Raw genomic sequence first — 14,049 nt, forward strand, 5'->3', positions numbered from 1 at the left:
AGATCCTAAGGATTTCAATCCTGAAAACCTATACCCTAGCGCTGAAGCGATCCCCACCCCATTTATGGGACTCTGGGAATAAGATGGATTCACATCTAGAGGTTGGATGATGATCTGGACCCCTCAGGAAATGATTGGTCGCCGGGTCTGGCTAGAGATCGAGGATCCACCTCGACGCGTCCAGGCCGAAATCGAGCAACCCACCTCACCGCCCTGGTTCTTTGCCCGTTTTCTAGAGCCAACCCGCACTGGCACGGGCCTTTGGATGAGCTTACGAGAGGTGGAGCTGGCTTTATTAGATGCCGAAGTTCTAGAGGAAGATGAGCTGGAGCCGACTGAGGCCTTGGACGATTTCGACTTCGACGAGTTGACGCCGCCCCGTTATACCCATGGGAACTATAACTACTGAGATTCTGCTCAAAACCCACTTGAAAATATAGAAGTCGCCCTCACCACAGGCACAGCTAAGTGTGCTTGACAATACAACTCTGAGCCCTGACTCAGGAGAGCCTTTTTTCAACTGTGATTAAGCTGCTATGCGGCGATCCGGCTGATAAGGGGCTCTTTTTGGTTTATGTGCATTTTGTCCATTCAATTCAGGCTCTGGCTTTCTTTGGTCATCTGCCCGCAGATCTGCCTAGAGACTCGATCTGTCTGGGCAAAGTCTGACGGGCTAGCAACACTGCGACTGAATCGTGGGCAGAGTAGGGCCTGAGATCTTGATGCTGGAAATCTTGAGGCTTGAATTTTTGAGGCTTGAGATTCCAAGTTTTGAAACCTTGGGATTAAAGCACTGAGGCCAGAGTCATAGCCGAGCCACACAGAGTTTGGTTGGACTCTACTCAATTCCTCCCCGCTTTCTTCCCATTTTCTTCACCGCTGTCTTGTAACTTGATTACCACCTGAGGGCAACAGGGCGATGCCGAGAATAGGAACTTTGTATTTTTCAGTAACCTTTATGGTTTTATTTGAGGACTGACATGAGCGTTGATCGACGAACTTTTCTACAAATGGGTGCGGGCGCACTCTTAGTCTCTGCTGCACACGGTTGTACAACGGCCTCGTCTTCCCAATCTGGCGCTCAGACGACAACTTCGGCAGCGAATTCCTCCTCAGGTGCTTCGGCAAAGGCTATCAAAATTACGATTGGCTACTGGCCGATCGCGGCTGGTTTGCCCCTGTATTTGGCAGCTGAGAAAGGCTATTTCAAAGAGGCCGGTTTAGACGTTGAAGCGGCTAAATTTGCGGGAGCCCAGCAGGTGGTTGAAGGGCTGATCGCCGGACGAGTCCAGGGGTCAGCCAACGGCACAGGTTCAGGCAACCTAGCCCTAGGTGAAATTTTGCAACCAGGCCTGTTCAAGGTAATTGCTACCAATCCCAGTAACGCCGATTATGTTTTGGACCAGGTGATTGTTGCCAAAGACAGCCCGATCCAGAGTATTGCTGAGTTGCAGGGCAAGAAGGTGGCCTCTGGCCCCGGAGCGCAAAACCAGGCTCTAGCAAAAGGCATTTTAGAGAAAAATGGAATTCAAAACCCTCAGGTCACGCCGCTAGACATTAAGCAGCATGTGGCTGCCATTGCTTCAGGTCAAATCGACGCGGCTTATACATTAGAGCCGACCGGTACTATTGGCAGTTTGAAAGGCATTACTCGCACTTTAGAATCTGGGGTCATTGCCAAATACATCCTGGGTAGCCCAAAAGCAGCTTGGCATGGTGGTTCCGCTACTCTAAGCACGCAGTTTCTTAATGAAAATCCTGAAGCTGCTAAGAAGTATATTGCTGTCTATCGACGGGGTATTGAAGATATTCGCAGTAACCCAGAAGAGGCACGGCAATATCTTGCGGGCTATACCGCGATTGAGGGTGAGCTAACTAAAGCAGTGCCTCTGCCCAACTACATGCTCTACGACGAATTTACACCTTCAGATATTGAGTATTTTCAGTCGTTCTTTGACTACCTACAGGAGAAAGCCGTCTTCTCTAGAAAGGTAGATGTGGCTGCTTTGTTGTACAAAGAGTGAGGCAACTCGATGCTAGAAGTCAGCTCCAGTCCGAGTCCAGAGCAGCTTCAGTCTTGTATTAGCATCAACGGCTTATGCAAGTCATTCGCTGGGCAAGTTCTGTATGAGGATTTTGATCTAGAGTTGCCCAGCAACCAGCTCATTTCTATTTTTGGCCCCAATGGCTGTGGTAAATCAACCTTGATCAATATGGTTAGTGGTCTGATGCCCTTCGATCGCGGCCAAGTTTTAATTAACGGCAAGCCGATCCGTCGGGCAAGGATTGGCTACGTCTTCCAGAACTATCGAGACTCACTGTTTCCCTGGCTCAGTGCCTTTGAGAATATTGCCTATCCACTCAAAGTTAAAGGCGTACCAGAGCGTGGACGCCGTCAGCAGGTCGAGAAGATGATTGCAGCGTTTGATATCAAACTCGATCTCAAACGCTATCCCTACAGTTTTTCCGGTGGGCAACAGCAGCTGATCGCTATTCTGCGGGCGTTGGTCGCTGAGCCGGAAGTGTTGTTTCTAGATGAGCCATTCTCAGCTCTAGATTTCGAAATGACGCTGTTTGTGCGGGAGAAATTGCAGCAGATTTTCATGGCTTCTGGGGTGCCAATGGTGATGGTGGTTCACAATCTCGAAGAAGCAGTCTATCTTGCTGACACGATTCTATTGCTTAGCAAGCGCCCGACTCATTTAGTGAAGAAGGTCAAATTTACGGTGCCTCGACCACGTACGCCAGAGACACTCTCCAGCCCTGAATTTATCCAGGTGAGCAGCCATTGCCTAGAGGTCTTTCGCCAGGAGATGCGTCGATGACACCTCAATTGCTTCCCAGCTCAACTAGCCGCATCACCAAACTGACCTCTTTGAAAAAGATCATCCATCGAGCCCAACCTCTAGTTGGCGTCATTTTACTATTCGTGGCTTGGTGGTGGATTGCCGTCTCGGGTTGGGTCAATCCAGTTTTGTTGCCGACGCCTCTAGCGACCTTTAGTACCCTGCTGCAAGAAACATTCGGCGGTACAATGCTGGTTGATTTCACCGCAACAGTGGTGCGCACCTTTGAGGCATTTGCACTAGCGGCAGTGATTGGTGTGCCTTTAGGCGTTGCTTTGGGCAGCTCCGAACCTGTTTATCGCAGTGTCGAGTTTTTGATTGACTTTTTTCGCTCCACACCTGCTAGCGCTCTCATTCCAATGTTCATCTTGTTTTTTGGGGTGAGCGATCTGAGCAAGGTGACGATTGCGGCTTTTAGTGCCTTGCTACTGATTCTCTTCAATAGTGCTTATGGGGTGATCAATGCTAAGCGCTCTCGAATTTTAGCGGCCAAAGTGATGGGAGCTAATCAGTGGCGCGTTTTTAAAGATGTGTTGCTGTGGGAGAGCCTCCCGCAAACCTTTATTGGCTTACGCAGTGGCATTAGTATTGCTTTGGTAATTGTGATTGTGGCCGAGATGTTTATTGGTACCGAACAGGGTTTGGGCAAACGGATCATCGATGCTCAGCAGGTGCTGAACGTGAAAGATATGTATGCTTCAATCCTGATTACTGGTCTTCTGGGTTATGTCTTGAATGTGTTTTTTCTGTTGATTGAAAAGCGATTTGTTCACTGGAGCGGCAAGTAGAGCAACAGACCTATGAGATCGGAAGTGGTGCAATTTGCCGTCAATGGCACGCTAATGCGGGGATTAGAACTAAACGGCAATCTTCTAGCCGTTGGTGCAATCTTTACGCGTGAGACAACAACCGAACCGACCTATCGGCTCTGGTCAATTCAGAACCGTCATCCAGCAATGCTACGGGTAAGCAGGGGGGGTGCTGCAATTGCTGTAGAGATTTGGGCAGTACCAATGGCCGGTCTTGGCCAAATTTTGTTGCAGGAACCACCGGGGCTATGTATTGGCAAGATTCGTTTGTCTGACGGAGAGATGGTTCTCGGCGTTTTGGGAGAGCCAGTCCTCTGTCAAAACCAATTAGAAATTACCCACTGGGGCGGCTGGCGCAATTACATAGCCCAAGGGAGTGCCGTGCAAGCCTCAGTTTGAACGTACGTGTGGGGTAGCTATGATGCTTCTGAATCAGCTGGAGCAAATTCAAGCGCAACCCCATTCATGCAGTAGCGCTTGCCAGTTGGTGCAGGACCATCATCAAAGACGTGGCCCAAGTGCCCACCACAGCGATGGCAATGCACCTCGGTTCGGACCGCAAAAAATGAACGATCAACTGAAGTCCCAATCGCCCCTTCAATGGGTGCGTAGAAGCTGGGCCAGCCTGTACGACTGTTGAACTTAGTTTCCGAAGTAAAGAGGGGCAGTTCACAGGCGGCACAGACATAAGTGCCTGGCTCATAAATCTTGTCGAGCGGGCTTGTTCCTGCGCGTTCTGTACCATGTTTGCGCAGAACCTGAAATTGTGCTGGTGTTAGAGTTTTTTGCCACTCTGCATCTGTCTTGGTAATCTCGAAACTCTCATTCTTTGAGGTTGCCATACTGTCTGAATCCTTTAGTAAATAGGGCAGCGTCCAGGCTATACCAACAATGATACCAGTTCCCAAAAATATGCGTCTGTTCATGCTTGCTTCGATGTGGAGACTGAGCTATCGGTTATTCAACGGTATCACTAACAAGAAGATACCTCATCCAAGTTAGAGGGAGCTTGAGCCCAGATTAGAGCTTTCTCATAAAGCCTCTTGAACAGTTGCTAAAGCTAGTTCATATAGCTGGTGGGCTGCTGGCAATTAGCTGCATGGTTAGCTTACATATCTGAAATAGGCATAAATGCAAGCTTGATTAAGTGACAGTATCAAAACTATTCGAAGTTAATAAGCGTTTTCTAGGGTCATTATCTTGCTCACTTAAGCGAATGCCAGGTCAATCCCTGAGTAGGGTGACCTGGCATTCTTTTCGTATCCAACACAAAAAGCAGGAATGATTTTAACAACAGAAGAATACAAAGCTCACATTTCTTCTAACTCCATACCTTTGGTTTCTTTGATAAAGAAGAGAACGAAAAAGAGGGAGATGGCTGCCGCTGTTGTATATAGGCCATAGGCAGTACCCAGCCCAAAATATTGGAGAAGCGGGGGGAAGGTTGTCGACACCAGCCAATTTGCCATCCACTGAACTGCAGCAGCAAGCGAAAGGGCAGCCGCTCGAAGTTTGTTATTAAACATTTCTCCTAACATGACCCAAACAATTGGTCCCCAGGAGAAACCAAAGCAGAAGACGTAGAGGTTAGCGGCAAGCAGAGCTGTAATGCCTGCTGCCCCACTGAGTGTTGGATTACCCGCCACATCTACTTGAGCGCTGCCAAACACAGAAGCTAGGGTGCCCAGCGTCACTGTCATGCCGATGGAACCCAAAATGAGCAAGGGTTTGCGCCCAAACTTATCCACAAAGGCAATCGCGATCAAGGTCGTCACAATATTGACAGCACCAGTGATAGCGGTGATTGTCAGGGAATTTGCCTCTGAGAAGCCAACGGCTCGCCATAGAACGCTGCTGTAGTAAAAGATCACGTTGATGCCAACGAATTGTTGAAACACAGATAGGCCTATACCGATCCAAACAATCCGCAACAAACCGCCCCTTCTGCTGAGTAGGTCAGAGAACGCGGGTTTGCGCTCACGCAGAACTGTCTGTCGGATTTGCTGGACTTTGGTTTCGACATCGCCTCCCTCAACTTGAGCCAGCACGGCGGCAGCTTCTGTCTCTCGGCCTTGCGCAACCAGATAGCGGGGAGATTCAGGAATCATTAAAGCGGCTACCCCATAGAGCACCGCTGGTGGGATCTCAGTCCAAAACATCCAGCGCCAAGCAGCTATGCCAAACCAAAATGGAGATTCAGCTGAACCGGCCAAGGTTGCAATCGCATAATCTGACATCAGGGCGAGGAAAATCCCGACCACGATCGCCAATTGCTGAAGCGAGCCCAACCTACCCCGCAGATGCGCGGGTGACACTTCTGCAATGTAAGCAGGCGCGATCACACTAGCAGCCCCCACCCCCAGCCCTCCTAGTAAGCGCCAAAAAATGAAATCCGTGGTGCCAAAGGCAATACCAGACCCAATGGCACTGAGGGTAAACAGCACTGAAGCAACCACCATAGCTTTGACTCGCCCATAGCGATCGGCAATTTGGCCAGCAAAAAAGGCTCCGATTGCGGACCCAACCAGGGCACCAGACACAGCAAAACCCGTTTGAAGACTGGTGGCGTTGAATGCTCTTTGTAGGGCCGCTACTGCGCCGTTGATCACAGCAGTATCAAAACCAAACAAGAAGCCACCGAGTGCTGCCGCACCCGTAATGAAAATGAGGTGAGAAGTTGCTGGCTTCTTTCTGATCGCTCGTTTTTTCGAGAGCATGCTTTTATTCCTTAAATAGCTTGACAATTGGGTTGACTTATCAACCCAAAACTTGCCGCCAACTCGCTGTGTGAAATGCAAAAGGTTTGGTCAGCACAATATAGAATTGTGCTGGCCTACAGAACTACAGATCGCAGGCAAAAGATAAATTGGTAGCAATTTCTACAATTCTACAACTAACTACTTTGCGTAATTGTGTTTAGTTGTAAACTAATCCGCCCACAGGATTGTAACTACTGGCTGCTTCTCGATCACGCCCAGGCAGGACTAATCCAACAACAACTGCTGCTGTGAGTTAACAGGCTTGCAAATTTTTAACTAAAAAGCAGATGAACTTACTGCTGTCCTATGGTGCTGCAAGCTTCAGGTCGATACGTTGGTCAGTTCACTGCTCCTGCGTTTTATGCTGTTTCTGTCTGTCGAAGGTTAATTAAGCCTCTAGACAGATTTGAACCAGCGATAAATCGTCCTCTAACTGCGAACTACCTTGAAAGGTGTAAGCTTGCTGAAGCATTCGATCCAAAACTTGAGCTGGTTCTTCCTGGGTATCACTAATCGTTAAAGCCTGAATAAACGCCTCCATTCCCCACGCCTGGTCTTCAGAATTCATTAGTTCGTATACACCATCACTAAACAAGTAGAGGCGTCCTACTTCGGGCAGAACTTGAGTTGCACTAACATAGGAAAACTTTGACTTTAAGCCCACAGGTATTGCTGGTACACGCAGGCGTACGGGCTTTTGTCCTTCTGCTAAGAGAACAGCAGGCGGGTGCCCAGCACTAGCATAGGTCAAACGCTTCAACTTCCGGTCGATCACGCCGTACCACAGAGTGAACCACAAGCCATCGTTATCAGCCATCGGAAAAGCTTCGTTAAGCGCCACCAAAACTCGGTCCGGTTTGTAGAAATCCACTGGTAGAGAGCGGGAGCGCAACAAATTAATCACCGATACGGAGAGTAGCGCTGCCCCAACGCCGTGCCCCGATACATCTAGCAAATACACAGCAAGATGGTCTGGGTCCAGCCAGTGATAGTTAAAGCAGTCGCCCCCTAACTGAGCTGAGGGAATGAAGCGCCAGCGGATCTGTAAGGACAAGCCTGAGTCTGTAGACGACTGTAGTGGGGCAGGTAGCAACGAATGCACATACTCTGCTGCCCGAGCCAGTTCTGTCTCCAAGTGCTGCTTCTGAGTCTGAAGCTCCTGGCTCAAGTAATGAAGCCGTAGACCCGCTCGTACTCGGGCCTGTAATTCCTCTGGGTCCACGGGCTTGGCAAGAAATTCGTCCGCTCCCATATCCAGTCCCCGGATCAAGTCACCCTTGCCGCTCCGGGCCGTGAGCAGAATGAAAAAGGGCATACCCAAACTGGCATCTGCCTTGACCCGACGGCAAAGCTCCAACCCATCCATGCCGGGCATCATCCAATCACAAATAATCAGTTCAGGCGGTTGGGCTTGAGCTTGGGCAAGACCCTGTTCTCCGTCCCCAGCTACACTGACCAGGTAGCCCTGTTGGGCCAGAACATTGTTCAGAATCTCGCACAGAATTGGATCGTCATCAATGACGAGAATTTTAGGTTTGGACCTAGGTATTTGCCTTAAGTTCACAGGTGGTCATCTCCCTATCCCTAGCTCTGTTGGGATTCAAGTTGCAGCACGAGTTTGACTCTCTCATACTCAGCTTCTAGCTGTGATACTAATACAGATAGTCCGACCGTTTTGCCAGATCGACCAGCATCTTCTAGGTGCTGACAAATTTTCACTAACCCCATGGCATAAAAATTGCCACTTGTGGATTTAAAGGCATGGGCCGAATTTTCTAAAGCAACAGCATCCTGGTTAGCAATTGCTATGCCAATCTCTTTTAGCAAAGCGGGAGCCCGATTCAAATAACTCCTGATAATGCCCGCCATCGCATCTGGACCGCCTGCTTCCAGCATTCCCTTCAATCGTTGCAGCGACTGGTGGTCGATCGCTTCTACTGAGGTCAGTGTCGGGGGTAGGGTTGGGGATGGTGCTAGGGCCAGTGCTTGAGACATTGCTTGAGACATTGCCGAGTCCTGCAACTGAGTCTTCTGGTCGAGCAGGCTTTCAAGATAAGGTTGTCTGCCTGGAGTGTCAGACCCTCGCACTCTGCTTAAGGCTTGGGTGAGTTCCTCAATGCGAACAGGCTTGCTGAGATAATCATCCATGCCTGCGGCTCGGCACTTTACTTGTGCGTCTCGGGTGGCATTGGCGGTCAAAGCGATAATCCAGGGTCGCTCACTGGGTTGCCAGTCTTGCAAGATACGATGGGTAGCTTCCAGACCATCCATCTCAGGCATTTGTACGTCCATCAGCACAACATCATAGGGCTGGCGGTGCAAGGCTTGAAGCACCTCCAAGCCGTTGCCTGCGATATCCACGCGGTAGCCCAACTGCTGCAAGAGAAGCCGAACCATTTTCTGATTAACGGCATGGTCTTCGGCTAGCAGAATTCTCCAGGGAAGCTTGCAGGCTAGATCAGGGTCGATGGGTGTTCTCAAGGCCCGCGAGTTTACTGGCGCTGAAAGCTGGTTCGTAGGCTCAGGGTTCAGCTGGGCCAGCATGCTGAAATAAAAAGTGGAGCCACGACCGACCTCACTCTCGACCCAAATTTGGCCTCCCATCATTTCGGTCAGCCGTTTGCTGATCGCTAGTCCCAAACCGGTGCCTCCATATTGACGGCTAGTTGAAGAGTCGACCTGCCTAAAAGGTTGGAATAGCTGATTCAAACGGTCTAGCGGAATGCCAATGCCGGTATCACTAATCGCAAAGCGAAGCTCACATCCTGATACTCCTGGTACATAGTTACCGGAACCCTCCGCCTCAAAGCGGTTAGCTTTAACGGAGACAACCACTTCCCCAGCGGGAGTGAACTTAACAGCATTGCTGAGCAGATTAACCAGAACCTGACGCACCCGGGTGACATCTCCCACAATCAGGTTCGGGAGATTGGGCTCTATGCGATAGGAGAGCTTCAAGTTTTTCTGAGCGGCTTGAGATGCTAGTAAATCTAGGGATTCCTCAAGGCAGCTCTGGAGATTGAAGGGCTGGTTCTCTAGCTCTAGCTTGCCAGACTCGATTTTGGAGAAGTCTAGAATGTCGTTGATGACCGCTAGTAAAGCATCACCACTGCTACTAATCGTCTCAACAAAATCCCGCTGCTTAGCATCGAGTGTAGTGCCTAAGAGTAAACTGGTCATGCCAATGACCGCATTCATCGGTGTGCGAATTTCGTGGCTCATCATCGCCAGAAACTCACTCTTCGCCTGATTCGCTGCTTCTGCTGCCTGACGCGCTTGCTCCAAGGCTAGATTCTGCTCAGTTAACAATTGCCTCTGTGTCTTCTCTTGCTCTAGCAATCGAGCTTGGCTGAGGGCAATACCAACCTGGGCTGCGACAGCTTCCATTAGCTCAATTTCTGCTTCGGTCCACTGACGGGAATTGTCGTATTGATGCACACAGATTAGGCCATTAGGCTGCCCCTGCGAAGAAGTTCGCACAGTCAATATTGATTTCAAATCGAGTGACTTGCCTAAATGAGCTGCTGAGACCAGTAGGGGATGTTGATTCGTTAAAGACACAATTGCTTGGTCCTGAGCCAGCAATTGCTCAGCGTAAGGGTTACCTTGAACAAAAATTTCAAGATTGGACACTAAAGTACAGTCAGGCTCACAGTATTCTGCGACCAAGAGTAAGTGAGCTTCAGCCTCAGCAATATAGGTGTAAATTTGACAACAGTTGACGCACAACGCTTGACCCAATTGAGTGACAGTGGTGTGAAAAATCTGCTGAGCATCCAAGCTACCGCGAATCTCTTCAGTAATCTGTTTCAGTAATAATGCTCGCTGTAGTTGCTGCTGTAAGGCAGCTTCACTCTCTCGTAAGGCTCTCTCTGCTCGCTTACGGTCGGTTAGTTCAACTTGCGTTTGTCGATAAAGCTCTGACTGCTGAACTGCAATTCCCACCTGAGTGGCTAACCGCTGTAGTAAATCAATTTCTAACTGCTGCCACTGCCTAGGTTCTGAACAATGATGAACTAACAACAGTCCCCAAAGAAGCTCACCATGAATAATGGGAACAACCAGATTTGCTCTAATCTGAAACTGCTCCAGCAGAGAAACATAACAGGGATCTAGATCGGCAGTATAAAGATCTTCTATGACCTGGATGCGGCCTTGGTGATAAGTCTGGGCCTGCTCCGCTTTAAAGCAAGGATCTTTAACAGTTGTTCCCAGGACAGCCCGCCAGGGAGCAATAACTGATTCCACCGTCATTATTCCATCCCAGTTAGGCTCAAAGCGATAAATCAATACTCGGTCAGCCTGAAGAAATTGGCGGACCTCATTGACAGTAACGTTGAGAATCTCATCGAGGTCCAAAGATTGGCGAATGCGTTGGGCAATTGCTCCTACTAGGCGTTCCTGCTCAGCTTGCCAAGAGAGCGCTTCCTCAGCCCGCTGCCGTTCTGCTAGCTCCACCTGTGCTTTTTCAAAGGTGTTTGCCTGCTGAATCGCAATTGCCAATTGATCAGCGACTGCACAGGCTAATTCAACTTCCCAATCTTGCCAAGCAGAAGGTTGCTTTGTCCTGGTTAAACCGAGGGTTCCCCAGAGCTTTTGGGATGGGCTCGCTGAGGTTGCGGAGTCAAAATACAAGGGAATCAATAACCAGGCACCGGGAAATGATTGAGCCAATTCTCGATTGATTTCATCGTCGATGGCCTGTGAATTGTCGACCCGAATGATCTCCAGCCGCTTGAGTTTTGCCGCAATCTTATTGCCCTGATCAGGGATTTCTAGACCCAAAGCATCAGGGGAATTCACATCTCGGTGGTAATCTGCGACGTTACGCCAAATCTGCTGCTCTAGCAAATATTGGGCGATATGGGACCGCTCAGCCTGAAGAAGGTTACAAATCTCAGAAACGGCTGTCGAGAAAACGATGCTTAAGTCCAAAGAATTGCGAATTGTTTGAATGACCCGGTTGAGCGCTTGTTCTCGAAGCGTCCGGTTTTGTAGAGCCGCTTCTGCTTGTTTGTGAGCAGTGATATTAACGCTAGTTCCAATTAGTTGATAGATGTGGGAGTCGATATTGCGTAATGGCGTTAAGGTCGTCAACCACCAAGTCTCTTGCCCCTGAAATGGCAAGCACTCTTCGTAGGTGACGGAGGTGCCAGATTGCACACATTCCAAGTAGCGTTGACGGACTGCGGCGGCAGCAGCCGGTGGCAAAACCTGCTCAGGAGTTTTGCCTCGAAGAACATCCGAGTGGATGCCAGTAATCTGTTCGTGAGCTGGATTCAAACCGACATAGCAAAATTCTCCGTCCTCCAAAACATCTACTACAAAGATTGACTCGCCGATGTTCTCATAGATGCTGCGCAAGAACTGCTCGCTTTCCCTTCGTGCCTTTTCTGTATGTTTTTGCTCTGTGATGTCGACATTTACACTGGTCACTATCCAGCAGTTGTCTACTGGATCCTTTTGAGAGATAGAAGATCGCAGGATCCAGCGCAGAGAGCCATCCTTGTGGCGAAAGCGAAATTCTGAAGTACAACTACGTTCAGGAAAAGTATCGGCAAAGGAAGACTGAATAATCTTCTCCAAATCGTCAGGCAATACTCTAGAGAACCATAGGTTTTTGACGGCTGTGAGTTCCGCTTCTGAATAGCCGAAGACTAGCTCAACGCCAGAAGAGAAGTAGATTCCCTCCCAATCTCTATTGGCCGTGATACGCACCCTGGTAATAGCAGCCCTCGCTCTATCAAGGATAGTATGAAGTAGGGCTTCATTTGGCTGGCCAGGTTCTTTTGTACATTTGCGCTGAGTAATGTCTCGAAGGTTAATGCTTAAACCCTCTGGGCAGGGGTCGATATTGATTTCTAGCCAGAGATTTAAGGGCTCATGTAAAATTTCAAACTGGGCTCCTACCTGTTCAGCCATTGCACGGCGATATTCTTGTTCGATCTGGGTGCCAATGGACCAGGGCCACAACTCCCAGCAAGTTTTGCCAATCATTGCCTCAGGCGAAAGGTGATTAAGCTGAGCCATCTCCCGGTTAACCTGGGTGATCCGCCACTCGTGGTCAAGCGTCACTAACGCATCACCAGGATTTGCGGCGCCGAACTGCACAGAGGTAGCAGAGTTCATCTTTTGTAATGTTTCGAGCTCAAGTAGTTAAATTTGTACCTAAGGCTCCGAGAGCCGGTAAGCCCTTCTCCAATACTTATACTTACTTGAGATTTTAGAAGAAGCAGGGCAACAAGATGATAAGTATTGAGTCAAGACGCCGGGTTGGTGGACAGGAACAAATGGGGTGAAAGCAAACCCTGTTGGTCAGGTGTTTTCTAGAGCAAAGGTGAGCAGCTAAATCTTCTGCTATCTTCAATGCTTCCCGTACAAAACGCTTCCCGTACAAAGCCTGGAAGATAAAGCTTTAAAGATTTTCGCTGTTACTAAAGGAATTATTTTAAAATTGTTGGCTGACGGTTTTAGAATTTATTTAAAATTTAATGGCTTTGCTAATTAATGACTTAGTGGTTGATTGGCGACTAACAGATCACGATTGAGGGGCAGCTTCACGGTAAAAACTGTACCAGCGCCAAGTTCACTGTTGACTGAAATCTGACCCCGGTGTAACTCTAGGCATTTTTGGACCATCGTTAGGCCCAAACCCGTACCAGGAATCCTGCCAACATTCTCAGCTCGATGAAAAGCTTCAAACATGTGTAGTTGATCGGCTGGAGGAATGCCAATGCCGGTGTCTCTCACCTGGAAGACGGCCTCTTCATTGGGGCAGGAAAGCTCTAAATAGACATTGCCTCCCCGAGGGGAATACTTGATTGCATTAGAAAGCAGATTGCTCAGAATATGTCGCAAAAGATTGGCATCTAGACAAACATCCACGCACTGTCCCTGGCTCACGAAGACAATGTGATGGTCTGAGCTGGTTGTGAACTGTAACTCCTCAATCAATCCCCAACAGAAGCTCTCTAAATCAAGAGGAGCAGGGCGGAATTCTAATCTACCGCCTTCGGCTTTGCCAAGCGCTAAAACATCATTCAGCAGCTGATCCATTGCTTCAACAGATCTTTGAATTACATATAAATACTCCCGTCTTCTCTCTTCTGGTAATTCGCGATTGTGCCTTTCCAGTAACTGAGCCGAAGACAGAATAGAGGTCATGGGGTTACGAAATTCGTGAGCGACCATCGACCAGAAACGGGATTTAAGTTCGCTCAGCTCCTTTTCCTTCTGTAGGGCCACCCGAATAGCTACTTCCGATAGACGTCTGCGCAAGGCTACTTCAATTGCAGCATGGAGATCTCGTTCGTCAAAGGGTTTGACAATATAGCCGAATGGCTCTGTCAGCTTAGCCCGCTGCAAGGTATTTTCATCTGCATAAGCAGTCAAATAAATTACAGGAATATCAAAATTAGCTCGGATCTGCTCAGCCGCTTCTATGCCATCTAGGTTGCCCCTCAGTCGAACATCCATCAAGATCAAGTCTGGCTGTGTCTCGGCTGCTTTCCGAACCGCTTCTTCGCCGGAGGCAACGCTGCCTATGACGATGTAGTCCAATTTTTTTAAGCTTTTCTCGATGCCCTTAGCAACGATCCTTTCGTCTTCAACGATCAGGATTTTTACATTCGCCAT

At 48.9% G+C, this 14,049-nt stretch carries 11 protein-coding genes; 6 read left to right on the forward strand and 5 right to left on the reverse strand.

All coding sequences use genetic code 11. The annotated features are described in order from the left end of the window. The first annotated feature begins 106 nt into the window (after positions 1 to 106). The 6 genes from H6F94_RS19545 to H6F94_RS19570 all read left to right on the forward strand — a co-directional run bounded on the left by H6F94_RS19545 (position 107) and on the right by H6F94_RS19570 (position 4,054). A complete protein-coding gene (locus tag H6F94_RS19545; RefSeq protein WP_190803887.1) occupies positions 107 to 409 on the forward strand; it encodes a hypothetical protein in 303 nt (100 codons plus the stop codon). Between the two features lie 113 nt (positions 410 to 522). Continuing rightward, on the forward strand, positions 523 to 669 hold the full coding sequence (locus H6F94_RS19550) for a hypothetical protein (protein ID WP_190803888.1): 147 nt from the start codon (positions 523 to 525) through the stop codon (positions 667 to 669). Positions 670 to 980: 311 nt separating this feature from the next. Further along, complete coding sequence (locus tag H6F94_RS19555; RefSeq protein ID WP_190803889.1) at positions 981 to 2,024, forward strand: ABC transporter substrate-binding protein; 1,044 nt, start codon at positions 981 to 983, stop codon at positions 2,022 to 2,024. Between the two features lie 9 nt (positions 2,025 to 2,033). Continuing rightward, a complete protein-coding gene (locus tag H6F94_RS19560) occupies positions 2,034 to 2,825 on the forward strand; it encodes an ABC transporter ATP-binding protein (protein ID WP_190803890.1) in 792 nt (263 codons plus the stop codon). After that, positions 2,822 to 3,634: an ABC transporter permease gene (locus H6F94_RS19565; RefSeq protein WP_190803891.1), complete on the forward strand. Its 813-nt coding sequence runs from the start codon at positions 2,822 to 2,824 to the stop codon at positions 3,632 to 3,634. The genes H6F94_RS19560 and H6F94_RS19565 overlap by 4 nt, the downstream gene beginning before the upstream one ends. Positions 3,635 to 3,646: 12 nt before the next feature. Beyond that, complete coding sequence (locus tag H6F94_RS19570) at positions 3,647 to 4,054, forward strand: allophanate hydrolase-related protein (protein ID WP_190803892.1); 408 nt, start codon at positions 3,647 to 3,649, stop codon at positions 4,052 to 4,054. A gap of 17 nt (positions 4,055 to 4,071) precedes the next feature. On the opposite strand, the gene msrB is transcribed toward H6F94_RS19570, so the two are convergent. From msrB to H6F94_RS19595, 5 genes are all read right to left on the reverse strand, one after another. Continuing rightward, positions 4,072 to 4,581 carry a peptide-methionine (R)-S-oxide reductase MsrB gene (gene msrB, locus H6F94_RS19575; protein WP_190803893.1) on the reverse strand — a complete coding sequence of 170 codons (510 nt, stop codon included), beginning with the start codon at positions 4,579 to 4,581 and terminating at the stop codon, positions 4,072 to 4,074. A gap of 384 nt (positions 4,582 to 4,965) precedes the next feature. Next, positions 4,966 to 6,372 carry a sugar porter family MFS transporter gene (locus H6F94_RS19580; protein ID WP_190803894.1) on the reverse strand — a complete coding sequence of 469 codons (1,407 nt, stop codon included), beginning with the start codon at positions 6,370 to 6,372 and terminating at the stop codon, positions 4,966 to 4,968. 430 nt (positions 6,373 to 6,802) lie between these two features. Continuing rightward, positions 6,803 to 7,978, reverse strand: a complete 1,176-nt coding sequence (locus H6F94_RS19585) for a PP2C family protein-serine/threonine phosphatase (protein WP_313949333.1) — start codon at positions 7,976 to 7,978, stop codon at positions 6,803 to 6,805. Between the two features lie 20 nt (positions 7,979 to 7,998). Next, complete coding sequence (locus H6F94_RS19590) at positions 7,999 to 12,543, reverse strand: GAF domain-containing protein (RefSeq protein WP_190803895.1); 4,545 nt, start codon at positions 12,541 to 12,543, stop codon at positions 7,999 to 8,001. A 375-nt stretch (positions 12,544 to 12,918) separates the two neighbouring features. Further along, positions 12,919 to 14,049: a hybrid sensor histidine kinase/response regulator gene (locus tag H6F94_RS19595; RefSeq protein WP_190803896.1), complete on the reverse strand. Its 1,131-nt coding sequence runs from the start codon at positions 14,047 to 14,049 to the stop codon at positions 12,919 to 12,921.

Source organism: Leptolyngbya sp. FACHB-261 (assembly GCF_014696065.1).
In the GTDB taxonomy this organism is placed as follows: domain Bacteria; phylum Cyanobacteriota; class Cyanobacteriia; order FACHB-261; family FACHB-261; genus FACHB-261.

Bases quoted from the DNA above. Each gene is read 5' to 3' on its own strand.
- H6F94_RS19545 (WP_190803887.1), top strand. From the start codon at position 107: ATGATGATCTGGACCCCTCAGGAAATGATTGGTCGCCGGGTCTGGCTA.
- H6F94_RS19555 (WP_190803889.1), top strand. From the start codon at position 981: ATGAGCGTTGATCGACGAACTTTTCTACAAATGGGTGCGGGCGCACTC.
- H6F94_RS19560 (WP_190803890.1), top strand. From the start codon at position 2,034: ATGCTAGAAGTCAGCTCCAGTCCGAGTCCAGAGCAGCTTCAGTCTTGT.
- H6F94_RS19565 (WP_190803891.1), top strand. From the start codon at position 2,822: ATGACACCTCAATTGCTTCCCAGCTCAACTAGCCGCATCACCAAACTG.
- H6F94_RS19570 (WP_190803892.1), top strand. From the start codon at position 3,647: ATGAGATCGGAAGTGGTGCAATTTGCCGTCAATGGCACGCTAATGCGG.
- msrB (WP_190803893.1), bottom strand. From the start codon at position 4,581: ATGAACAGACGCATATTTTTGGGAACTGGTATCATTGTTGGTATAGCC.
- H6F94_RS19580 (WP_190803894.1), bottom strand. From the start codon at position 6,372: ATGCTCTCGAAAAAACGAGCGATCAGAAAGAAGCCAGCAACTTCTCAC.
- H6F94_RS19590 (WP_190803895.1), bottom strand. From the start codon at position 12,543: ATGAACTCTGCTACCTCTGTGCAGTTCGGCGCCGCAAATCCTGGTGAT.
- H6F94_RS19595 (WP_190803896.1), bottom strand. From the start codon at position 14,049: ATGGCGAATGTAAAAATCCTGATCGTTGAAGACGAAAGGATCGTTGCT.